This window comes from Agrobacterium sp. 5Ca50, assembly GCF_055381905.1.
Genome location: NZ_AP026438.1, coordinates 129,188 through 152,845, shown reverse-complemented (window position 1 = coordinate 152,845; position 23,658 = coordinate 129,188). Strand labels below are relative to the sequence as shown.

Here is a 23,658-nt window from a genome sequence, read left to right as displayed (position 1 = left end):
CTTCTTGAACCCTCAAAAAAGCTTTAGTTCAGGTCGGTGAAATTCAGGGTACTTCGCGAAAGAAAATTTCAAAACCACTCGACATCTAGCAATATCGCGATTACCATTTGGCGACGTTTGTTAAACATTACACGCCAATTGTGCTATGCCCCATCCAAGGCTCATAGACGAGATAACGATTGTGGCCGGTTTAGGATCGGCTATTTCCGGCTATGCGCAATCCTGTGGCATCGATATCAAGCCGATTGCCAAGTCCTTGGACATTGATCCTGACGTTTTGCAGAGTATGACGGCACGTGTCAGTCTCGATCGCCTGTGCCGTCTTCTGGAAACCTGCGCGACGCTGGCGGATGATGACACATTTGGTTTGCAGTGTGCGGGTTTTCTCACCCCTGGTGCAACTGGCCCATTCGGTTATGGCCTGATGAGTGCACCAACTGTGCGCGATTACCTGAAATTCGTGGACGAACATCTCTATTACGCGACCAATGCCAGCGATACACAGCTGGAGTTTGGCGAGAAGTTCGCCAGTCTCTCGTGGACTTTTGCGCCTGTGATTGCCAAACGCGACCAATATACCGATATGTCGCTCGCGATGGCGTTTAACCGGTTGCGGCAGATTATTGGCGACGAAATTGACACTCTTCTGGTCGAGTTGGAACGGCCTAAGCCCAAAAACACCAACCTTTTCAAAAAAGCTTTCTCCAAACACATCGAATATTCACGGCGTATCAACCGCGTACATGTGCCGGTACATCTACTGGACGCGGTAAACCCCAAAGGTGATATTCGCCTGTTTACGCTGATGGATTTGCAGTGCCGGGCCATGCGGCCGGAAATTTCATCTTTATCCGAGCAGAACTTTGTCAGTCAGGTTCGGCGTTACATGCAGATGCGCATGAATGAGCGCGATATTTCTCTTGAGGAGATATCACCCTATTTCAGCCTGTCGGCCCGTACATTTCAGCGGCGGCTTGCGGAAGCCGGGACCAACCTCAACACATTGCGGGACGAGGTCAGGCGTGAAGCCAGCCATACACTCCTGACCGAAAGCGAATTACCTATTGCGGACATTTGTTACCGGTTGGGTTATTCGGCGCCAAGTGCCTTTTCGCGATCGGTGTCGCGCTGGTTTGGCATGACCCCAAAAGCCCTGCGCGAAAGTACGTCACGAAATTTTTGAATAACACAACCCGCTTTGACGCAGCAAAACATCGTAAAGTTGCTTGACATGTTCGATAAAAATCAGGAAATTCAGTAAATTGACCCAAATTGGGACAACACATTACTAAAAAATGTCTTTAGTGTACATTTTTTGGCGCCTGAGGTTATATATTTCCAATCTCCCTCTGTATATTAGGCTCCGCAACTGAATGACCGGACGCAACGTAGCGCCGTGCCTTTTCACTCATGACAGTCGCTGAAGTTGTGCTGCATTTGGCAGCATGCTTCCTAATTCTTGGAATAACGACAAAACCACCGACCCGCCCAAGCGGGCGATGAGCATGTTTGTCAGAATGGTATTGAAAAGAATGACCATGTCTCCGCATAAACAGCATGCGGGCGATTTCGCACGCCCCGAAACGCTTACCGACTGTGAAAAGACCTATCTCACCATGGCGGCGGAGGGCACTCACCCTTCGATTATCGCCAAAAATCTTGAAAAATCGGAAGATGAAGTTCAGGTGGCACTTGCGAGTGCACGTCAAAAGCTTGGCGCGAACAATCTGTTGCACGCTATCAGTATAGCCCTGCTTAAGGGTATTATCGAGCGCGACATCTGATCCGCGACAAAAGTATTTTCCGCTCAACCCCGTTGTGTATTAGCGGAAAATAGTCGTTTTCTCTGCTTATTGCATGTCCCCACCCCAAAACGGTTAGTTGTGTTCGGTGAGCATGCTTTAGTTTTCGTATCACATGCCCTCCACCCCGGATTGGGGAACCACTTTGGGGAGGGATGTTTTATCTTCGCTGCCAAGTTTTGCGTTTGCAGCGCAGCCCGTGTGGTGTTTCGAGGCGATGACGTCTTCGGTGCCATACGTAACCGCAGTGGCCGGGTTTACCCGGTGGCGGATCGCACTTGCGGTTGACGGCCTGGTGAGGTGAATGATTGCCTCATCAGGCCGCCTAGTTTTTGCAAACGGCACTTAACAGATCAGAGCGCGGCGATCTCTTCCAGAATGTCACTTTCAATGATGATACCGTCATCATATGCGCGCTTGCGGTTTCCTTGACTGCGACGCCCCGGCAAACGTGCCTCCGGTTGCGCCTCGATCTCCGCGGCAAACATTGCCAGACGGCTGGTAAACATATCTCCGGCCGTCACCGACGGATCAATGGCGATGATGGTGTGACCCAGCGCAACAGAGCGGCTCTTTTCATCAAACAATGATGGCGATTCAAATGCAAAGTCCCCCCCGGTTAGACCTGCCGCCATAATCTCCACCATGAAGGCGAGTGCTGCCCCCTTTGCGTCACCCGCCGGGATCATGGTGCCCGCCATTGCCGCCTCTGCATCGGTCGTTGGTTTGCCATCGATATCAAGCGCCCAGCCCTCGGGGATTTTTACGCCTTTCTGCCGGGCGGCCATGACCTTTCCGCGCGCCACTTTGGACAGTGCCAGATCGATGACCAAGGGGTCCTGACCGGAAACCGGCGCTGCAAAGGCAATCGGGTTGGTGCCAAATAGTGGTTTGGTGCCACCCCATGGTGCAATTGCCGCGGGAGCATTGGCGACCATGAGTGCCACCAGACCCTGCTCGGCAAAACGTTCGACGGTCAAGGCCATGACACCCGCGTGGTGTGAGCGCGAAATGGCAGCCAAGGCAATGCCCTGCTCCCTGGCAATAGCTGGCAGTTCGGAAACCGCTGCATCCAGCGCTGGATAGGCGTAGCCATGGGCAGCATCGATAGCCAGAACGCCCGGTTTCAAACGTCTCGTTGTCACGACAGCCTTGCCGTCAACCTTGCCAGCGCGTGTCTGTTTAACGTAGGCCGGAATGCGTCTGAACCCGTGACCGCCCTGCCCGGCAGCTTCTGCTGCAACAAGCGCTTTTGCGGTAGAGCGGGCGCTGGTGGAAATCACACCATTCTGTTCAAAAATATCGGAAACAAAATCTTCCGCATCGGAAACACTGAACTTCATAAAATGCTGGCCTTTTCTCAACTGCACCGCAAACAAACGTCTACGGAAAAGCACGTCATGACAAGCGATAGCAAGCTACCCTTGTCATGACCAGACGAGCATTCGGGATCATCCGTTGTAAATGCAGTTCACCACTCAGCGAATGGTGAACTGCACCGGTGCGACAATCGTCTTGCTGACGCCAGGTGGCGGGGCCGGAACCGGTGAGGCACGACGGACCATGGAAACGACTTCTTCGTCCAGTGCAGCAGAACCGGAAGAACGCGACAGCGAAACCGACAGGACATTGCCGCCCTCATCAATCTGGAACCGCACATAGGCCGTTCCCTGTTCCTTGCGGGAGCGAGCATCTGACGGGTAACGCTTGCGACGCTCCAGATGCGCCATTACTCGGTTTTGCCAACGGGCAGGTGAGACGGAAGACGAGGATGAACCAACACTGGTCTTCTGGGCCGCTGTACGATTGGACTCGGTCGCATCGACCTTGGCCATCTGCGAGGACTTTGAAGCTGGCGGCGGCTTTTTAGGCTGCGTGTCAGGCTTCTTTTTCTTGTCTTCGACCTTCTTTACTTCAGCCTTCTTTTCAACAGGAGGCGGCGGACGGCTGACCGGAAGTGGTACTTCCACATTTTCAAGCGCAGCAACCATTTCCTGCTGAATCGGATCAATTTCTTCGATCGGTTCCGGCAATTCTTCCGGCAGAGGTTCTGCAACCTCTTCTACCGGCTCAGGTGGTGTTTCCTCGACAACAGGCTCCGGGATAGGCTCTGGCTCGGGTTGCGGCTCAGGGGGCGGAGGAACGTCGGTCACTTCTTCGACAGGTTCTACCGTGTCACTCTTGATATCTTCTGCTTCAGCCGTATCGGGATTGATGACATTTTCCGTCGTATCAACCGATTCCGGCAGGGCAGCCATTTCAATCATGATTGCTGCCGGAGGCGCGTCCTGTGCCGCAGTCGGTACTGGTTCCAGCAACAGCAGTGCCGCGAGCCCTGCATGTGCCGAAAGCATAACGACAGCAGCGAAAGACCAGACCAGGATTTCTCCTAATCTGGAATGTCTTGCCTGCGGCTGACGGAGCGTTGTCATTGAGCCGTTCCCGTTGTTCCAGCGTTTGGCGCAGTTCCGGTTTCACCCGGCGCCGTTTGAGAAACCGGTGCGGGCAATGTTTCAAGCCCGACCAATGCGATCTTGAGATAACCAGCATCACGCAGTGCATTCATGACTTCCATGAACTGCCCGTAATCGACAGTTTTGTCTGCGCGCAGAAAAATGCGGGCATCCTTGTTGCCCTGTGTCTTGCCATCCAGCATCGAGGCAAGGTTGTCCTTTTCGACGGGATCATTGCCAAGATTAAGGCTCAAGTCTTCCTTCACCGTCAGATAGATCGGTTCATCCGGACGCTCTGCAGGTTTGGCCGTCGAGGCCGGCAGGTCAACATTGACGTCGACCGTGGCCAGAGGTGCTGCCACCATGAAGATGATGAGCAGCACCAGCATGACGTCGATAAATGGCGTGACATTGATCTCATGGTTTTCGGAGAGATCGTCGCCGCTTTCTTCACGAATACCGCCAGCCATAGCCCTTATCTCCCAACAAGCGAAACGGAAGGTTTGTTGTCGCTGGGGGGAACGCGACGGAAATCGAGATCACGGCTAACGAGACGCTCGACACCTGCCGCAACGTCTGCCAGCAGGTGGCGATAACCGGTAATCGAACGGGCAAACACGTTATAGATCACAACAGCAGGAATAGCGGCGACAAGACCGATCGCAGTTGCCAGCAGAGCTTCAGCGATACCCGGTGCCACAACGGCAAGGTTGGTGGTCTGCGATTCCGAGATGCTGATGAACGAGTTCATGATGCCCCAGACCGTGCCAAACAGACCGACAAACGGTGCGGTGGAACCAATGGTCGCCAGTACACCCGTACCGCGCGACATGCGGCGCCCGCCGTGGCTTTCAATACGCGACAGGGCAGAGGCCACCCGCTCCTTGATGCCGGCACCATCGGTGTGTTCTACAACCGGATCGGAAACCTTCGTTTCGAAAGATGCCACCTTCAGCATCAATGCTGCAGGGCCGCCCTTGTTTTCAACCGCCTGAACAGCTTCCTCCAGCGAACGGGCACGACGAACAATGCGCAAGGCGGCGCCAACGCGCACGCGCGCACCGGCCAGTTCGATAATCTTGGCAAAACCAACGGTCCAGGTGACGATCGATGCGAAAGCAAGCCCGATCATAACCGCCTTGACCACCCAGTCCGCTGCCATGAACATGCCGACAGGCGACAGGTCGTGCGGAATGTCGGAGCGTTCGCCTGGGCTCTGGAAAATCTGCTCCAGCATGGTAGCGGGCTGCTCAGTTTCTGCTGGCGCGGCCTCTGGTTCTTGCGCTGCTGGCTCGGACTGCGGAGCAGCCGCTGGCTGTTGTGCGGGACCAGTCTGGGCCGCATTCGGCGCAGGTGTAGCAGCAGGTGGTGTCTGTTCACTGCCAGTTGCTGGCGCGTTGGTTGATGGCTCGGCGGCCTGCGGTGCAGGTGTCGCTGCCGGGGTTGTAGGAGCCGCCTGAACCGGAATTGCTTGTGCAGGATTTTGCTGGGTCGATGTTGCCGGCGCCGGCGATACCGGGGCGGTGGTCGCTGCAGGTGCCTGGACAGCTGCCGGTTGTTCAGAACTTACAGAAGGAGCCGAAGTCTGCGCCGCGACACTACCCGCAGTCATAAGAGCTGCTAAAGCGACAGCGTAAAAAGACGCAATGGATGTATTGCTGCGTCGCGCGCTGGTAGCAGATGAGGTGATGGACGTTTCGGCGAGCATGATATTGGTTTCCCGGTCTACCGTAAAAAAAGAGCACCCATGAATACCGTCAAGCCTTTGGCTCAATTGAGCGAGGATGCCCCGGCTCTCTTTCATAGCAGTCCGATAATAAACATGAGTACGTTTGGCAACTATATATTTACCGATTTGCAGAGTCTTGTACTTTTTGGATGTTTTTGTACGAAGCTGGACCTTGACCTACGGGGATTTGCCCACAAGCCCATGTGAAAATCACAAATTGGTGTAGCGCGACCACAACCGCAGGCAAGGTACATTGCGACCTTGTCCCTCGCGTACAAAGCGGATTGAGCGGGGAAGCTGCGTTGTAAAGTTGCAGTGATCAGGGGAATAAGCCTACAACAAAAGCTCAAGCACTCTATTTTGAGTCGGACCCGACCCGCGCATCACCACGGCTCGCCGGCCCGCGAAACCTATTCGCAGTCGAGCAGATCATGACACGACAAAGACGCCGCTCTCTTATCAAGGCCAAACGCACCGGCATGGGTATTGCCCTTGTCGCTACCCTTTCCTTTATCGCCGGCATGACGGACGCCATAGGCCTTCGCATGTCCGGCGACTTCGTCTCCTTCATGACAGGCAACACAACACGGGCAGCCATGTCCTTGCAGGACGGTAACTGGGGCCATGCCCTGAAACTGTTGGGGGCTATTGCCACCTTTGTGCTGGGAAATGCGGTGGGGATTGTCATTGCGCACAGGGCCGACAACCGCATCTTTGCGGTGCTTGCCGCAGTTGGTGCAACATTGGCCGTCGCCTCGGTCATGCCGACCAGTGAACTGCCACTTGTACAATTCTATTTGGTGGTTCTGGCCATGGGCATGATCAATGCCGCCGTCGAGCATGTCGAGGGCCTGCCGATCGGGCTGACCTATGTGACCGGGGCGCTGTCCCGCTTCGGGCGTGGCATTGGCCGCTGGCTGATCGGTGAGCGCAAGAAGGACTGGACCATCCAAATTGTGCCGTGGCTTGGCATGTTGAGCGGTGCTTTATGCGGTGCTGTTGTCGGGGCGTATATGGACTATGCGTCCCTTTGGATCGTTGCCGCCATCGTCACGCTACTGGCCTTCATCACCATGCTGATGCCGCGCTCACTGCGGCATCGTTACAATCAGCGCGTGACAATAAGAAAGATGCCTACCCCCTGAAGCGGGTGCAACCGGATCAGTTCTTGGAAATAGTCACAAAACGGGTGCCGCGCACGCGAACCGTCATCTCGCACTGGCGCTCATCTGTGCGTTCGCAATATTTTGGATGCATCTTGAATACGAAGACCATGTTGCCGAAACGCTTGATGAAGTCATAGCTGTAGAGCTGTGCCGTTGCGATCATGATATGACCGCCTTCCTGAACCTGGACATAGAAGTTGTAGGGGCAACCTTCGTCGGTGCAGTTCATGCCCTTCTCACCGTCGCAGGTGATTGCGCCGTGATTGGTAACCACATCCATCAGGCCATCATTGTTGATGTCCAGTTGCGTAATGAAGTCATCCCCAAACTCCACTTTCTCGCAGACCTTGCTGAAGTGGGCTTGTTCATATTCGGCAGGATCCCGCACCAATTCCTGCTGCGCCAACACACCTTGCGAAAAAAAGGGCAACATGAATAACAACTGAAGCAGGATTACGATTGGCAATCTCACGGCATTTTCCTTTGCATTGCTTTCCGCTATGGATGTCTGCGAAGCTTGGCCCAAGAAATTAAGCCATTGTGCTTGCGTGACACTGACGCCGTTTTGCTGAATTCGAGGTAAATTGCATGACCCTGCTCGGTTTTCTTGATTATGCAGGCGTTGCCGTGTTTGCCGCGACGGGCGCGCTTGCCGCATCCCGCAAACAGCTCGACTTTATCGGCTTCATGTTTCTGGCTGCCGTAACCGGTATTGGCGGCGGCACGTTGCGGGATCTGGTCCTTGGTCGCGCTCCGGTCTTCTGGGTCCTCAACCCGACATACATTCTCGTTTGTGTCTCGGTGGCTGTCCTGGTGTTTTTTACCGCGCACTTGTTCGAGTCACGGTACCGTCTACTGATCTGGCTAGATGCCATCGGTCTGTCGGCCTATTGCGTGATGGGCGCCGCCAAGGGCCTTGCGGCCACCGGCTCACCGACCGTTGCCATTGTTACCGGCACACTGACCGCAACATTCGGCGGCATCTTGCGTGATCTTCTGGCGGGAGAACCATCTGTGTTGCTGCGCCCTGAAGTCTATATAACCTGCGCGCTGGCAGGCGCCTGCGTTTTCACAGCAGCCAATGCCATGGGCTTTCCGCTTTATGCTGCATCGGCCGCTGGCGTGACGACGGCATTTGCGATCAGAAGCGGCGCATTGATTTTCGGCTGGACTTTCCCGCGTTATCGCACACGTCCAGGCCGCCCGCCGGAAGACGTTCTATAATAAAGGCAAGAAATTCGGAAATTCGCGGATCAATCGCGGGTGCGGCGAAGCCTGATGACAACATCCACATGGGCGATTTCCATGCCCGGAGGAGGCTCCGGCAGATTATCGATCTGAATGTTGCTGACCGGGATATCGAGCACTTCATTGTCGTCTTCGACAAAGAAGTGGTGGTGGTCAGACACGTTGGTATCGAAATAGGTGCGCGCACCTTCCATGGCCAACACACGGATAAGCCCGGCTTCGGTAAACTGGTGAAGCGTATTATAGACGGTAGCCAGAGAAACCGGCACGCCAGCCAACACGGCTTCTTCATGCAGTTCTTCGACTGTCAGGTGGCGGTCACCCTTGGCAAACAACAGGTCACCCAGCGCAACACGCTGCCGTGTTGGGCGCAAGCCATAACGGCGAAGCCGGGAACCGATATCGATATTTGCGTCTAGTGACATACAGGCCGTTCCTAAAAACCATCCAATTTCAGGTTAATCTCTTAAAGCATATAACTTTTACAAGAATACGTTTCAATAGCTTCTATGGCCTGCAGAAGCTGCAACACCTGTGAATTGGCCGTGTTTTTGATTTTTTCTCTGGTTCATAAGGACTGCTTCCTGTATGCGGACCGGAAAGAACATTAGGATTTGTTATTTGCATGCATCATGATGACGCGCCGCCGACCCCTTGCAACGCTTCATTTTGAACCTCACATGCTCTAGACAGATTTGAGTTGAATAGTATTGGGGAAACGGAAAAGAGCATGACGACGAGGCAATCAAGCTACAATTACGAGGAAATCCTGGCATGCGGCCGCGGAGAGCTTTTCGGCCCCGGCAACGCGCAGCTCCCTCTGCCTCCCATGCTTATGGTTCATCGTATTACTGAAATATCCGAAACCGGCGGCGCTTTTGACAAGGGCTTCATTCGTGCAGCTTACGATGTCAGCCCCGACGACTGGTATTTCCCTTGCCATTTCCAGGGCAACCCAATCATGCCTGGCTGCCTTGGCCTCGATGGCATGTGGCAGCTGACTGGCTTCTTCCTTGGCTGGCTGGGCGAAGAAGGCCGCGGCATGGCGCTTTCCACCGGCGAGGTGAAGTTCAAGGGCATGGTTCGCCCACACACCAAGCTTCTCGAATACGGCATCGACTTCAAGCGCGTCATGCGTGGTCGCCTTGTACTGGGCACCGCAGATGGCTGGCTGAAAGCCGATGGCGAAACCATTTACCAGGCATCCGACCTTCGGGTTGGTCTTTCGAAAGAAAAGACTGCCTGAACCTGGCAGTTAGAGTCTGACAGGCGCCCGGCGGTATTTTGACCGCCAAGCGACAATCTAAAGAAAAGGTCCACGTTCATGAGACGCGTAGTTGTCACCGGCCTCGGCATTGTTTCTTCCATCGGCAGCGATGCCGCAGAGGTAACAGCATCCCTCAGAGGCGCAAAGTCCGGCATTTCATTCTCGCCAGATTTCGCTGAACACGGTTTCAAATGCCAGGTATGGGGCAAGCCTTCGCTCGACCCGACCGACTTGGTTGATCGTCGTGCAATGCGCTTCCTGAGCCAGGGCGGTGCATGGAACCATGTTGCCATGAAGCAGGCGATTGCGGATTCCGGTCTTGAGGACAAAGACATCAGCGAAAACGAGCGCACCGGCATCATCATGGGTTCCGGCGGTCCATCCACGCGCACCATCGTTGAAGCATCCGACATCACGCTGAAGAATAACAGCCCGAAGCGCATCGGCCCGTTTGCCGTGCCGAAGGCGATGTCTTCAACCGCGTCCGCGACACTTGCCACCTGGTTCAAGATCCACGGCGTCAACTATTCGATCTCTTCGGCCTGCTCGACATCCGCACACTGCATCGGCAATGCTGCTGAAATGATCCAGTGGGGCAAGCAGGACATCATGTTTGCTGGCGGTCATGAAGACCTCGACTGGTCGATGTCCAACCTGTTCGACGCCATGGGCGCAATGTCTTCCAAGTACAACGACACACCTGAAACGGCTTCGCGCGCTTATGACGCAAACCGCGACGGTTTCGTCATCGCCGGCGGCGCGGGCGTTCTGGTTTTGGAAGAGCTGGAACATGCCAAGGCACGCGGCGCAAAAATCTACGCGGAAGTCGTCGGTTACGGCGCAACCTCTGACGGCTACGACATGGTTGCTCCGTCGGGCGAAGGCGCGATCCGCTGCATGCGTCAGGCTCTGTCGACCGTAAAGGGTGACGTAGACTACATCAACACACACGGCACCTCGACACCTGTTGGCGACAGCAAGGAAATCGGCGCGATCCGTGAAGTGTTCGGTTCCAACATCCCGCACATCCAGTCTACCAAGTCGCTCACGGGTCACTCACTCGGCGCTGCTGGCGTACAGGAATCCATCTATGGCCTGTTGATGATGCAGGATCGTTTCATCGGCGAGAGTGCCCATATTTCCGAGCTAGACCCGGAATTTAATGGCGTGCCGATCGTTCGCAGCCGTATCGACAATGCAAAGATCGATACCGTTCTGTCCAATTCCTTCGGTTTCGGCGGCACCAACGCCACGCTCGTATTCCAGCGCTACAACGGATAAAAGCCATGAATGGCATCATGCAGGGAAAACGTGGCCTCATCATGGGTGTGGCCAACAACCATTCTATTGCCTGGGGTATCTCCAAGGCGCTCTCTGCACAGGGTGCTGAGCTTGCCTTTACCTATCAGGGCGAAGCACTGGGCAAGCGCGTAAGGCCGCTTGCTGCAGAGCTGAATTCTGATTTCGTGGTGCCATGCGATGTTGAAGACATTGCTTCTGTCGACGCGCTTTTTGCGACTTTGAAAGAACGTTGGGGCAAGATCGATTTCGTCGTTCACGCCATCGGCTTTTCCGACAAGAACGAGCTGAAGGGCCTCTATGCCGATACGACGCGTGAAAACTTCAGCCGTACCATGGTCATTTCCTGCTTCTCGTTTACGGAAATTGCCAAGCGCGCCGCTGAACTGATGACCGATGGCGGTTCCATGCTGACGCTGACCTATAATGGTTCGCAGCGTGTAATCCCGAACTACAACGTCATGGGCGTTGCCAAGGCCGCTCTTGAAGCGTCTGTACGTTATCTGGCTGCGGATTACGGTCCGCGCGATATTCGCGTCAACGCGATCTCTGCCGGCCCGGTACGCACACTTGCTGGCGCAGGCATTTCCGATGCACGCGCCATCTTTGCCTGGAACCAGAAAAACGCTCCGCTTCGTCGCACCGCCGACATCGAGGATATCGGTGGATCTGCACTTTACCTGTTGTCCAACCTATCACGTGGCGTGACCGGTGAATGTCATTACGTCGACTGCGGCTTCAACATCACCTCGACGCCAACGCTTGAGGTACTGTCGAAAGCCGATCACGACTGATCCAGTTTCAGACGACACGATTAGAGCCTGTCGTTTTATCAACGGCAGGCTTTTTGTTTTGAAACCGGTCATTTCAGCAAAAAATGACCGTTAAAGCTACATTTGCGTCGCATTCTTCCGACCAGCGCAAGATATTTTAAACATTGAGCTTCTAACGTGACCGCGTATTGCCGTTGATGAGCATCGGCAGGCGCCATGCATCATGAAGATAGTCACGCCTCATGCGTTCAGTATTCAGATTTTTCGGACAGATCAGAAAACTGCGGAAATCGAGCGATGGCGCCGCCGCGATAGAATTCGCAATTCTTGCCATTCCCTACTTCATGATCATCTTTGCGATCGTTGAAACCTTCATTGCCTTTACCGGCGAACAGCTGGTTTCCAATGCCGTTGAAAACATGTCGCGCAAATTGCGCACGGGGCAGATCACCTACAAGATCGATTCCACGACGGACAAGGAAGCCGAACAGTTTCGCCAGCTGTTCTGCAATGAAATTGCCATCATGATCACTTGCTCCACGACGGAGGCAAAGACACCACAAAAGCTGTTTATCGACGCACGTACCTTTACCAATTTTGCCGATATGCCGAGCTCAGTGCCCGTCAAGAACGGTGATCTCGACACGTCGGCATTTAAATATGAACCCGGCGGTCCCGGCACGATCAACATGCTGCGCGCCTATTACAAGTGGCAGGTCATTACTGACCTTATCCGGCCTTATATCAGCAATATTCGCCCGACGGATGCCTCCGTACCGTCCTATTTTCTGATTGTCGCAACATCGGCCTACCAGAATGAACCACGATTCAATTGAGCGGACGATGAAGCAACAACGTAGCTTTTCCGGAATATTCAGAAGACTGGCGAAAGATCGCGAGGGCATGGGTGCCGTCGAGTTTGCGATTATCGTGCCCATTTTGCTGATGGTCTACATCACATCTTTCGAGTTGACGATTGGCTTGAGCGTGGCAAAACGTGCGACGCGTGCCTCCGGCTCAATCGCCGATATCGTGACGCAGCAGACCAGCGTCAACAAGGCCTATCTGAAAACCATGATCAATGCTGCCGACGGCATTTTTGAGCCTTACGGCATCACCGGGCTCAAGCTGAAAATTACTGGCATTTCCATTGATGCGTCATCAAAACCGACAGTCGCCTGGTCTTGGGCACAGGACGACTCGCGGCCTTATGCTGTGGGTGCAGCTGTGACCATTCCAAGCGCCCTTACAGTTGCCAATACGTTTCTTGTCCGGTCGGAACTGACTATTCCGCATGAATTGCTGATGTTCATGCCAAGCGTTATGCCGCCGCAGGTCAAGACGGTGAATATTTCGCGGGAAGACTTCTTCCGTCAGCGTGCTGGTACGACGCTTGCCTGCACAAATTGCTGATCAATCCAGGGATATCCGCAGCAACATTCCGTAAAATCCTCGAGGCCGCCCCCGAGGATTTCTTCTTTCAAGGCAATCAATAAACGTCGCGCAGATATCGCTTCTCGCGCTTCAGCCCATTGACGTAATCACCCGCTGCTTCCGCTGACAGGCCGCCATGGCTGGCAACGATATCATGCAAGGCATCGTCGACATCCTTGGCCATGCGCGTTGCATCTCCGCAGACATAGAAATGGCCGCCTTCTTCCAACCAGGCATAGAGCGCCTTGCCGTTTTCCTTCATGCGGGTCTGCACGTAGATTTTTTCTGCCTGATCGCGGGAGAAAGCCAGATCAAGGCGTGTCAAAACTCCGTTGCTGCTCATTTCGCCCAGTTCCTGCTCGTATATGAAGTCATTGGCACGATGCTGGTCACCGAAGAACAGCCAGTTCTTGCCCTTGGCACCACGCTGCTTCCGTTCCTGCAGGAAGGCACGGAATGGTGCAATGCCGGTGCCCGGGCCAACCATGATCATGGGTGCGTCATTGTTGGCTGGCACACGAAAGGCCTTGTTCTGCGACACGAAGATACCGGCATTTTCCCCCTGCGCAACGCGGTCGGCCAGATAGGTTGAGCAAACACCACCATGATCACGACCCTGCGCGTGGTAACGCACGCTGGCAATGGTGAGATGTACGCTACCTTCGGCGGCAAGTGGGCTGGACGAGATGGAATAAGCGCGATGCTGCAGCGGCTTCAGCAGCTTCACAAAATCTGCCGCGTTCAAATCCATCGCCGAGTTAAGCGACAGGAGATCAAGTGTGTCCTTGCTCCATAGGAAGGCGTCCAGCGCCTGCTTGTCACCATTGCGCAAGATATGGTTCAGCTCTTCATGATTGGCACGCTTGCCAACATCCTGCACCAGATCGCGAGACGGGGTCGAAATTTCAAACTGTTTCAGCAGCGCATCGCCAAGTGGCTGATCGAGACCGGCAACGGCATCATCGGCTTTGGCACCAAGACGCTGGAGAATGGCGTCAACCAGTGCCGGGTCATTGAACGGGACAACACCCAAGGCGTCACCGGCTTCATATTCCAGACCACTGTCACCGAGATCGAATTCATAGTGACGGATTTCCTTGGCGGAATCGATACCCGACAGGCGACGATTGACCGAGACGACCGAAGAGAACGGGTTCTTGCGGTTCCATGCGGACTTCGCATTTGCCGGTTCCACAACAGCGACTGGAACTGCATTCGCCGCGGCATCACCACCATCGATAGCGCCAGCGACGGGCAGTGCCTCACCAATCCAAGCGGCAGCGGCATCTTCATAATCGATATCGCAATCAAGGCGGGCATGCAGACGCTTGGCACCCAGTTGCTCAAAGCGCGTATCGATCAGTTTTCCGGCCTGGCAGAAGCCGTCATAACCGGTGTCACCCAGCGCCAAAACCGCAAAATTGACGGTTTCCAACCGTGGCGCGGTATCGGCGGAAAGCGCATCCCAGAACAGTTGGGCATTGTCGGGCATTTCACCTTCGCCATAGGTCGAGGCAACCACGATCACCCGCTTCATAACAGCGAGGTTTTCCATGGAAATATCGTCCAATGCGGTGACAACTGGCTGCATGCCCTGTGTGCGGGCAGCGGCCGCTATGTCCATCGCCAGTCCTTCGGCATTACCTGTTTGAGTACCGTAAAGTACATTCAGTACCGCAGCTGCGGCCTTCGGAGACTGACCTGCGGCCACGGCTGTAGAGCCTTCACCACCAATACTGATGCGTGAGTGCAGGCCGGCCAGAAAACCGGACAACCATGCACGCTGGTCGCCATTGAACGGAGCATCTTCTGGAATGTAAGGTATCTTCATCGTTCTCACTCAGTTCAATCTGTCTCAGTCAGTTCTGTCTGGCTGCGAGGGCAAGGTCCGGCAACGCATTGGCTGCGAACAGTTCCTCGAAGCCCGGCAGGCGTCCGATCTTTTCAATGTTTCTGGCGTTCTGCTGAATGATCCAGCCATAGGTGCCCGGGCTGTCCATAGACAGGATGTTGCGCTTGGAAAGCGCCTGCCTGTAGTCGTCCAGTCGCTTGGCGGCGATCATCACAGCAAGCTGCTCGTCAATATGGCCAGCCAATGCTTCACGTGCATATTTCAGCAGACGTTGCATCAGCGCAAAATCCTCGGTCAGAATGAGATTGCGTACCGCCTTTTCAATCGCCGGTTCGGATGGGCCACGCGCAAATGGTACACGCTGCATGGCAATGGCCTGCGCCATGCTGAGCACCGTGTAATTGTTCAGAAGCGCATACATCTCCTCGGTATCGGTCTCGCCATAACCAGGTACCGAACCGTTCAACACCGCCCGCTTGTCACGATAGGCCAGCTTGAACTTGCGAACCTGATGGGCAGCAAGCGCCGTTGCCAGTTCCTCCAGCAGTTCCTTGCGGGGCTTTGCCTTCAGGATTTCGTTGCTGTCCTGGTAGAGCAGCAAGGCGCGCGGCATGCCGTACACGAAGTTATGCTGCTCGCTCTCCCAGTTTTCCAGAAGCCATGTGGCCTTGGCAGAACCGGTTTCGGCAAAATGCCAGCTCAGCAGTTGGTGAACGGCCTGGTTATGGATCGCGGCCTGTTCATCATCACCGGTGATCGAGCCCAGAAGAATGGAATCGTGGCTGACCTTCTTTGGCAGATCGCCATAGGGGTCATACTGGTAGACGAAACCGCCACTCATGCCGTTGCCGAAACCCTTGCCGAAGCTGCCGAGGTTGAGGACCGCACCATTGGTCATGTATTCGCAGGCAAAGTCGCCGACACCTTCAACAACCGCTGTCGCACCGGAGTTGCGCACTGCAAAGCGGTCACCCGCCTGCCCTTCAACAAAGGTGCGGCCACCCGTTGCACCGAACAGGGCGAAGTTGCCAACCAGAACGTTGCCACCAGCCTCGGCCGAACCGCCACCTGGCGAACGCACGACAATGGTGCCGCCGCAGGCGCTCTTGCCAACACCGTCATTGCAGGTGCCGGTGTGAACCATGACCATGCCGTCATTGCAGAAGGCACCGAAGGATTGACCGGCAGACCCCGATGTGGCGATACGCACGGCACCGGGCTCCAGAAAACGACGACCACGTTCATCCTGACGGACGGCAGGCAGTGTCGCCACCTGTTCATCACTCAGTTCATGGTTCAGAATGCGCTCGATATCGACCGCAAGCTGACCGCCAACACTCTTGTTGCAGTTGTTGAGGAAGCGGTTGCCACCAAGCTCGATGGTGTCACGCTTGCCATCAACCAGGGCCGAACGCACCAGTTCGATAAAAGCATCATCGAGGGCGAAGTCCTTTTCCATGTAAACCGGGTTGGCGATCTTCACCTCCTCAACCACAGTCAACATTGCCCGGAGGTCAAGCTGGCCAACGCTGGATGGATGGTCGAGAAGGTGAAGAAGATCGGAACGGCCACGTGCCTGCGCCAGAGACTGCAGACCAAGGGCCGCCAGGATCTCGCGTGTTTCGTGGGCAATGTTCATCAGATACTGCGCCAGAGCGCGCGGGTCACCATTGAAAACTTCCTGGTTGGTGGTGAGACCAGCCGGGCACTTGATGTTGCAGTTCTTGGCCATGACGCATTTCAGCATCATCAGCGCCGTGGTGCCGAATTCGAAGCTGTCGCCGCCCAAAAGGGCTGACTTGACGACATCACTTGCGGTCTGGTGTGCGCCGGAGCAACGCAACAGAACCTTGGCACGCAGACCATTGGCGCACAGTGCCTGATGCACTTCGGCAATGCCGATTTCCGCCGAACGGCCGGTATATTTCAGGCTGGTAACGGCAGCAGCACCCGTGCCGCCGGTGTTGCCGGCAACGTTGATGACATCTGCACCGGCCTTGGCAACGCCAACCGCAATCGTGCCAATGCCTTCCGACGATACGAGCTTGACGATAACCCGGACACGCGCCGCTTTGGCATCATGGATCAGCTGCGCCAAATCTTCGATCGAATAGGTGTCGTGGTGCGGTGGTGGCGAAACCAGTTCAACGCCCGGCGTGCCGCCACGAGCTGCGGCGATTTCCACCGTGACCTTTGGCGAAGGCAGCTGACCACCCTCGCCTGGCTTTGCACCCTGACCGATCTTGATCTCGATCTCTTCCAGCATCGGGTCAGCAAGATAACCTGCCCAGACGCCAAAACGACCGGACGCGAACTGCTTGATACGCGAGGCACGTATGGTGCCGTAACGCGAGATATGCTCACCACCTTCGCCGGAGTTGGACATGCCGCCAACCATGTTGGTGCCATGCGCCACCGCTTCATGAGCGGCGGCAACCAGCGCGCCATGGCTCATGGCGCCGGAAGCGAGAAGTCTGGTGATGTCACTTGCCTTTTGAACATCCTCAAGCGGGATGCTGGCAGGCGCAGTGTGGATCAGCGACAGGTAATCCAGTGCCTGTCCCTTGACCTGAACGGCCAATGCGCCGCCCTCCAGCCAATGACCGACAATATCCTGCCCGAAACGGATGACCAGTGATTGGCCAAGGGCAGCAAGCCGTGTCAGGTCACTACCGGACGGGCCGGTCAGACGCAGGCGGAACTCTTCGTCACCAACGCTCTCAACCGTCAGCCCACGCACCATGAAGCTGTTGTTGCCCTTGCGGGAAAAACGGCCCATTTCCTTGCGGAATTCTGCTGGCGAATTGGCAAAGGTGACGTCAGCTGGCAGGTCCAGCACATCGCGCAACGCAGACGGGCGGCGCATACGTTCTTCGCTCATCATGCGGGTAAAGGCACGATAACCCGGCGTGATCTGAAACTTGTCGATTGCCTCCGGTGTCAGACGATCGAAGCTGTTGTGGTAATAGGCGGAATCGTTGAGGCCGAAGGCATCTTCCAGCCGGTTGAGCGGCAGCAGGCGCAACATGTCTTCGTTTTCGCCAACGCCGTTTTCGGCGTCCTTGTCGAACGCGATCTTTTCCTCGGTCATGTCAACGAAACCACGCACAGCCGTGGTGCCATAGGAATGGCCAGCACCTTCGGCACGTTCCTTGAACAAGCCAAGCAGCGGAATGTCGTTCTCACCCTTGACGGTCAACGCCTTGCGGTGCCAGTCGGCGACGGCCTGCGCGATAACGGCAAAGTTGACACCACCAACCGGCGTCTTGACGTTGGGGAAGTACTTCTTCAGCACCGGATCGCTGGTGTCGAGAAAGTTCGGTTCAAAGAACTCACCGCCGATATAGCTTTCAGCGGTGCAAAGTCCGACCTTGCCCATGGTCTTCATCAAAGACTTTTCAGCAGCCTTGGCGAAACGTTTGAAGGCCTTGTCGGCATCTGCACCAAACTTTTCCTCGGCGCGGAACTGCACACCGAGCGGATAAACGCCGGATGCACCAAAGCCGAGGGCCGCTGCAATGTGATGCGACGAGGAGAATTGACCGCTTTCGGCAATCAACGACACGCGAAGGCGCAAGCCTTCCTCGATCAGCTTCTGGTTTAATGCCGAGATAGCAATGATCATCGGCAGGGCAGCGCGATCAGTGGCAACGTGGCGATCGGTGATGACAGCAATGCCACCCTCTTCGGCAGCGAAGGCTGCGACCTTGTTGCAAACACTGTCGATACCCGCCTGCAACGCGGCCTCGTTGGCCTTGGGATCGTTGTAAACCGGGGTGTAGAGCATCTCAAAACGACGAACCGGCGTTTCCGTCTGCTCACGGATTTTCAGCATGTCGAGATGGGTCAGGATCGGCGAGCGCACGACGATCTGGCGGGCAGCCTTTGCGCCGATATTGGGCTTAGCGCCCAGCGCAACGCGCAACGTCATGCCGTCGGCTTCACGGATACTGTCGAGCGGCGGGTTGGTGACCTGCGCAAAACGCTGCGAGAAATATTTCGCGACGCCGCCTTCCTGATCCGACAGCGCATTGATGGCGTTGCCATACCCCATGGCGGAAATTTTTTCAGCGCCGGTCGCCAGCATCGGGTCCATCAGGAACTTGAAGCTTTCCTGATTGTGCGAATAAGCGACATAACGCTGATGGCGTTCCAGATCGCCATTGTAACGTTGGGGCGATCCCTGATTTTCTGCAGGAATCTCAGGCAGTTCTTCCAGCGTGACACGGGCTTCACGCAGCAACGTTGGATAATCGCGGCGCGATGCCAGCATTTCCAGCGCTTCGACGGTCGACCATGCACGGCGCTCAGCCTGATCGAAATACAGCATGCCGCCGGCTTCGATACGGCCGCGATGGATGACGCTTTCCGGCGGGAAGGCAATCTGGCCTGCTTCCGACATTACGCAGAGATACTCGTCTGTTTCGACCGTGCGCAGTGGGCGTAAGCCCAGACGGTCCAGGCGTGCACCGACGATGGTGCCATCGCCAAAGATCAGCGCGGCGGGACCATCGTTCTTCTCTTCGTAAAGGGAAAAATATTCAAACATCGCCCGCACTTGCGGCGACAATGTCTCGTCATTTTCCCAGGCAGGCGGCATCATCGAAACGACAGCAGTTACCAGATCAAGCCCGTCTTCCATAACGCGGGCCTGCAGCGTCTGGTCGAGACGGCAGCTATCCGACTGCCCCTTGGGGCGGATGATGCTGGCATTGCGTGCCAAGGCGACAGCAGCTTCAGACAGGCGGTTCTTCTTGTCGGTGTTCAGTTCGCCATTATGTGCCATCAGGCGGAATGGCTGCGCCATGGATGGATGCGGGTCGGTGTTGGTGGAGAAGCGGGTGTGAAAGTACATCGTGTGTACTTCATGGCGCGGGTCCACCAGGTCGCAGAAGTATGGCATGACTTCCGTCGAATTGAGACGACCTTTGAAAACCTGGGTGCGGGCACTCAGCGACAGCGGGTAAAAACCCGACAGGTCCGGGCGCGTGTAGGCAATGGCTTCGATGGCCAGCAAGGCCTTATGGATACGCCAGTCAAACTCGCCACGATCGCGGCAACCTGCATGGGCCGAAAACACCCATTGGCGAATGGGAAGCTGGTAACGAACCGCAGCTTCACGAATGGCGCTGTTATCAACCGGGACGTCGCGCACCAGAAGCACGGAGAAACCCTGCTCCTCAAGCGCCTTTTCGATGATCTCTATAGCCTCATCATGGAAGGCGGCGTTTTGCGGCAGGAAGAAATTACCGACACCAAACCGATCGGCTTCCAGTTTGACAGAGCCGGTCAGTTGACGAAAAAAAGATAGGGACAGATCCACCGAGATACCGGCGCCATCACCAACGCCTTCTGCCGACATGCCACCGCGATGCGGTACGGCACAAAGCGCTTCGTGGCCACGCTTCAGCACGTCATGGGTCTGCAAACCGTCTTTGCGCGTAATAAAGCCAACGCCGCAGCTGCTCTTCTCGGCAGCAATGTCATAAAGGCCATAATCAGGGTCATTCACGCTCATCGGTCTCTCCCGTTCCGGCGCACTTGCGCAGCGAGGCGTCACCTTTTTCACCCGCAGGCGGAGCCGCAGGTGACCTGACTGCTCCTTTTCAGATTTCTGTTATCGGCGTTTCGCGGCGCGAATAATCGACGTGCGCGTATTGGCTGGCACCGCGGTGCCGGCAATCGCCGCTTTCATCGATTTTATGGTCGAAACGTATTTCATGACCCGCGCCAAACTGTGCTGTCGACACGAACATCGCGCCAATTTATGTCAGCATGACTTACATATCTATGTTGATTTCAGAAATCAAGATTAATTAACGTCCGCGCAATAAAAATACGAAAAGCCGTGAAATCCTTTACGAATTTCACGGCTTCAAGGTTACTCAGGTTAGTTTGTTGCTAAAAATCAATCAGGTCGCATCGAGTGTCGTACTGAATACAAGGGCAATAAGCGTCGCGACTGCGCCGGAGAGCAAATAAAGTCCGGCCGCTATGAGACCAAATTCTGACGAGAACCCAAGAGCCACCAGTGGTGCGAAACCGGCACCGATGAGCCATGAGATATCCGATGTCAGAGACGCACCGGTATAGCGGTATTCACGGCTGAAACGCGAAGCAAGCGCACCGCTTGCCTGACCGAAGGACAGACCCAGCAGCGAAAAGCCGATCAACACGAACAGGTAACGGCCAATATCGCCCGAGTTAAGCAGCAGCGGTGTGACGAGACTGAAGAGCGCGATCAGAACAGCAGCCGCGCCGAGCAGTTTGCGACGGCCGAATTTGTCAGCCAGTACGCCGGACACGACAATCATGCCACCACAGATGATGGCGCTGACGAACTGTACGAACAGGAAGTCTGAAATCTTCTGGTTGGTGTTGAGCGTGACCCAGCTGAGCGGGAACACGGTGACCAGATGGAACAGTGCAAAACTGGCCAGCGGAACGAAGGCACCGGTCAGAACGATGCGTGACTGCGACCGCAGCATTTCGAAAACCGGCCTGGGTTCCAGCTCATGGCTTTGCACCATGGCCTGAAATTCCGGAGTCACAATCATGCGAAGACGGGCAAACAGCGCCAGCACATTAAGTGCCAATGCCACGAAGAACGGGAAACGCCAGCCCCATGCCAGGAATTCAGCATGTGACAGCTGAGTGAAGAAAACGATGAAGAAGGCGCTTGCCAGACCAAAACCCATAGCCGCACCGATCTGCGGCATCATGGCATACCAGCCACGTTGTTTCGCAGGTGCGTTCATCGCCAGAAGAGAGGTGAGGCCGTCCCATGCACCACCCAGACCAAGTCCCTGCCCTATACGGAACACGGCGAGCAGGACTGGCGCCATCATGCCGGCGTCCGCAAAGGACGGCAGGAAGCTGATCGCCATGGTGGAACCACAGAGTGTAAACAATGCGACGGTCAATTTCGCCGCACGCCCAAACTTTCTGTCGATCTGCAGCGAGATCATTGAGCCGATGGGGCGGGCAATAAAGGCCAGTGAAAAGACCGCGAAGGAATAAAGAGTTGCTGTCAGCGGATCTGCATATGAGAAGAAGACGTAGGGAAAAACCAATGCCGATGCGATGGCGTAGACAAAAAAGTCAAAAAACTCTGTCATTCTTGCCAGAATGACCGCGATGGTGATGCGGTCCGGATCGACTGTCGCAGGTGTTTCAGGATAGGTCTGCGAACTATTGATATAACTCATTTTATTCCTCCTGCGTATGGCGCACCATGTTGGGTAACGCGCTGGCTCCTCTTCCGTTGCGTTACCTGCGGCGGATTGTCACACAGTCTGCGCACAGCCGTCAAATGAAGATTACAGGAAGGGCTTGCTCCAAGGGCCTTCTATGAGATAATGCACCCAGCCATGCCGTGGCTGTTGCGCTGCGGCGATCCCGCTGCACCGCGACAAAATACCTCATTACAATAATGACGTTTGGCAATTATTCGCGGTACAATTGAAACAGTACGAGTTTTAAGAACGTGCCCACGATCAAGAAATTTTCTTCTGCCTTCATGGCATTTTCGTCGTTGCTGCTGCTCAGCGGCTGCGATCTCGTGGTTATGAACCCTTCCGGGGACATTGCCATCCAGCAACGTGATCTCATCATCACCTCAACAGTGTTGATGCTGCTCATCATCGTTCCGGTTCTTGCATTGACGCTGTTCTTTGCATGGAAGTACCGTGAATCGGCGAAGGCTGAAGATTACGATCCAGAGTGGCACCACTCCACGCGCCTTGAAATGGTGATCTGGTCTGCGCCCGTTGCCATCATTCTCATGTTGGGAACCGTGACGTGGATCGCAACCCACCGTCTGGATCCGTACCGCCCGATCGACCGCATTGATGCGGACCGTCCTGTGACAGCCGAAACCAAGACCCTGACGGTCGAGGTTGTGGCCATGGACTGGAAGTGGCTGTTCTTCTACCCGGAACTGGGCATTGGCAGCGTCAATGAATTTGCTGCTCCGATCGATGTTCCGATCAACTTCAAGATTACCGGTACCACGGCGATGAACTCGTTCTACGTGCCTGCACTGGCTGGCCAGATTTACGCCATGGGCGGCATGCAGACCAAGCTGCACGCAGTCATCAACAAGGAAGGCGTTTATGACGGCTTCTCGGCGAACTTCTCCGGCCCTGGCTTTTCGCACATGCGCTTCAAGTTCCACGGTCTGAGCAATGAAGGCTTCGACCAGTGGGTTGCCAAGGTCAAGGACGGCGGCAAGGGCTTTGGCCGTATGGAATACCTCGAATTCGCCAAGCCGAGCGAGCGTAATCCTGTCGAGTATTTCGCCAGTGTCGACCCACAGCTGTATGACGCAATCCTCAACCGCTGCGTAGAGCCGAACAAGCTTTGCATGCGTGACATGATGCACATCGACGCCAATGGCGGCGGCGGCAAGGAAGGCATCGATATCGCCAAGGCGCTGAACTCCGTGATCTGCACCCCGCTTTCGCCTTACGGCATGGCATCCGGTTCGCAGTCCACGCCGGCGGCTATCGAAGGCCAGACATTCGTTCCTGCTGCTCTGCCTGACATCAAGGCTGCCCTGCCGGAAAGCAAACCGGTTGCCGGCTGACTGGCATCACTGACTTTCAACGGCGCGGAACCCCCGCGCCGACATTTG

General features: G+C 55.4%; 19 protein-coding genes. 10 read left to right on the top strand and 9 right to left on the bottom strand.

The window, feature by feature from the left end:
* The first annotated feature begins 145 nt into the window (after window positions 1-145).
* Together ACZ5FM_RS00760 and ACZ5FM_RS00755 are read left to right on the top strand one after the other, a co-directional pair.
* Window positions 146-1,183 (top strand): AraC family transcriptional regulator, encoded by a 1,038-nt coding sequence (locus tag ACZ5FM_RS00760; protein WP_464039450.1) that lies wholly within the window; start codon window positions 146-148, stop codon window positions 1,181-1,183.
* A 355-nt stretch (window positions 1,184-1,538) separates the two neighbouring features.
* A complete protein-coding gene (locus tag ACZ5FM_RS00755; RefSeq protein WP_464039449.1) occupies window positions 1,539-1,784 on the top strand; it encodes a LuxR C-terminal-related transcriptional regulator in 246 nt (81 codons plus the stop codon).
* A 371-nt stretch (window positions 1,785-2,155) separates the two neighbouring features.
* On the opposite strand, the gene ACZ5FM_RS00750 is transcribed toward ACZ5FM_RS00755, so the two are convergent.
* From ACZ5FM_RS00750 to exbB, 4 genes are all read right to left on the bottom strand, one after another.
* Window positions 2,156-3,145, bottom strand: coding sequence for an Ldh family oxidoreductase (locus ACZ5FM_RS00750; RefSeq protein WP_464039448.1), 990 nt, complete (start codon window positions 3,143-3,145; stop codon window positions 2,156-2,158).
* Between the two features lie 135 nt (window positions 3,146-3,280).
* A complete protein-coding gene (locus ACZ5FM_RS00745) occupies window positions 3,281-4,234 on the bottom strand; it encodes an energy transducer TonB family protein (protein WP_312946289.1) in 954 nt (317 codons plus the stop codon).
* Window positions 4,231-4,725: a TonB system transport protein ExbD gene (gene exbD, locus ACZ5FM_RS00740; RefSeq protein WP_275640485.1), complete on the bottom strand. Its 495-nt coding sequence runs from the start codon at window positions 4,723-4,725 to the stop codon at window positions 4,231-4,233. Before exbD ends, ACZ5FM_RS00745 begins: the two co-directional genes overlap by 4 nt.
* 5 nt (window positions 4,726-4,730) lie before the next feature.
* Complete coding sequence (exbB, locus tag ACZ5FM_RS00735) at window positions 4,731-5,963, bottom strand: tonB-system energizer ExbB (protein WP_464039447.1); 1,233 nt, start codon at window positions 5,961-5,963, stop codon at window positions 4,731-4,733.
* 452 nt (window positions 5,964-6,415) lie between these two features.
* On the opposite strand from exbB, the gene ACZ5FM_RS00730 reads away from it, so the two are divergent.
* Window positions 6,416-7,129 carry a YoaK family protein gene (locus ACZ5FM_RS00730; protein ID WP_464039446.1) on the top strand — a complete coding sequence of 238 codons (714 nt, stop codon included), beginning with the start codon at window positions 6,416-6,418 and terminating at the stop codon, window positions 7,127-7,129.
* Window positions 7,130-7,145: 16 nt separating this feature from the next.
* Here the strand turns inward: ACZ5FM_RS00730 and ACZ5FM_RS00725 are convergent, their stop codons facing one another.
* Entirely contained in the window at window positions 7,146-7,622 is a 477-nt protein-coding gene (locus tag ACZ5FM_RS00725; RefSeq protein WP_464039445.1) for a hypothetical protein, read from the bottom strand.
* 116 nt (window positions 7,623-7,738) lie between these two features.
* On the opposite strand from ACZ5FM_RS00725, the gene ACZ5FM_RS00720 reads away from it, so the two are divergent.
* Window positions 7,739-8,374 carry a trimeric intracellular cation channel family protein gene (locus ACZ5FM_RS00720; RefSeq protein WP_250983461.1) on the top strand — a complete coding sequence of 212 codons (636 nt, stop codon included), beginning with the start codon at window positions 7,739-7,741 and terminating at the stop codon, window positions 8,372-8,374.
* Between the two features lie 29 nt (window positions 8,375-8,403).
* On the opposite strand, the gene irrA is transcribed toward ACZ5FM_RS00720, so the two are convergent.
* A complete protein-coding gene (gene irrA, locus ACZ5FM_RS00715; RefSeq protein ID WP_192486855.1) occupies window positions 8,404-8,823 on the bottom strand; it encodes an iron response transcriptional regulator IrrA in 420 nt (139 codons plus the stop codon).
* A 305-nt stretch (window positions 8,824-9,128) separates the two neighbouring features.
* On the opposite strand from irrA, the gene fabA reads away from it, so the two are divergent.
* The 5 genes from fabA (at window position 9,129) to ACZ5FM_RS00690 (ending at window position 13,150) form a co-directional block, all read left to right on the top strand.
* Complete coding sequence (fabA, locus tag ACZ5FM_RS00710; RefSeq protein WP_192486854.1) at window positions 9,129-9,644, top strand: 3-hydroxyacyl-[acyl-carrier-protein] dehydratase FabA; 516 nt, start codon at window positions 9,129-9,131, stop codon at window positions 9,642-9,644.
* Window positions 9,645-9,722: 78 nt separating this feature from the next.
* Window positions 9,723-10,946 (top strand): beta-ketoacyl-ACP synthase I, encoded by a 1,224-nt coding sequence (gene fabB / locus ACZ5FM_RS00705; RefSeq protein WP_464039444.1) that lies wholly within the window; start codon window positions 9,723-9,725, stop codon window positions 10,944-10,946.
* A 5-nt stretch (window positions 10,947-10,951) separates the two neighbouring features.
* Window positions 10,952-11,758 carry an enoyl-ACP reductase FabI gene (fabI, locus tag ACZ5FM_RS00700; protein WP_192486852.1) on the top strand — a complete coding sequence of 269 codons (807 nt, stop codon included), beginning with the start codon at window positions 10,952-10,954 and terminating at the stop codon, window positions 11,756-11,758.
* Window positions 11,759-11,979: 221 nt separating this feature from the next.
* Window positions 11,980-12,573 (top strand): TadE/TadG family type IV pilus assembly protein, encoded by a 594-nt coding sequence (locus ACZ5FM_RS00695; RefSeq protein WP_192486851.1) that lies wholly within the window; start codon window positions 11,980-11,982, stop codon window positions 12,571-12,573.
* 7 nt (window positions 12,574-12,580) lie between these two features.
* The gene (locus ACZ5FM_RS00690; protein ID WP_259147711.1) at window positions 12,581-13,150 is read left to right on the top strand and encodes a TadE/TadG family type IV pilus assembly protein; all 570 of its coding nucleotides are present in this window, start codon (window positions 12,581-12,583) and stop codon (window positions 13,148-13,150) included.
* Between the two features lie 76 nt (window positions 13,151-13,226).
* On the opposite strand, the gene ACZ5FM_RS00685 is transcribed toward ACZ5FM_RS00690, so the two are convergent.
* The 3 genes from ACZ5FM_RS00685 to ACZ5FM_RS00675 all read right to left on the bottom strand — a co-directional run bounded on the left by ACZ5FM_RS00685 (window position 13,227) and on the right by ACZ5FM_RS00675 (window position 22,231).
* A complete protein-coding gene (locus ACZ5FM_RS00685; RefSeq protein WP_464039443.1) occupies window positions 13,227-15,002 on the bottom strand; it encodes a sulfite reductase subunit alpha in 1,776 nt (591 codons plus the stop codon).
* Window positions 15,003-15,030: 28 nt separating this feature from the next.
* Entirely contained in the window at window positions 15,031-20,541 is a 5,511-nt protein-coding gene (locus ACZ5FM_RS00680; RefSeq protein ID WP_464039442.1) for a glutamate synthase-related protein, read from the bottom strand.
* Window positions 20,542-20,935: 394 nt separating this feature from the next.
* Complete coding sequence (locus tag ACZ5FM_RS00675; protein WP_464039441.1) at window positions 20,936-22,231, bottom strand: MFS transporter; 1,296 nt, start codon at window positions 22,229-22,231, stop codon at window positions 20,936-20,938.
* Window positions 22,232-22,542: 311 nt separating this feature from the next.
* Here ACZ5FM_RS00675 and cyoA point away from each other — a divergent pair, with 311 nt between their 5' ends.
* Window positions 22,543-23,610 carry a ubiquinol oxidase subunit II gene (gene cyoA, locus ACZ5FM_RS00670; protein ID WP_192487819.1) on the top strand — a complete coding sequence of 356 codons (1,068 nt, stop codon included), beginning with the start codon at window positions 22,543-22,545 and terminating at the stop codon, window positions 23,608-23,610.
* Window positions 23,611-23,658 lie beyond the last annotated feature (48 nt).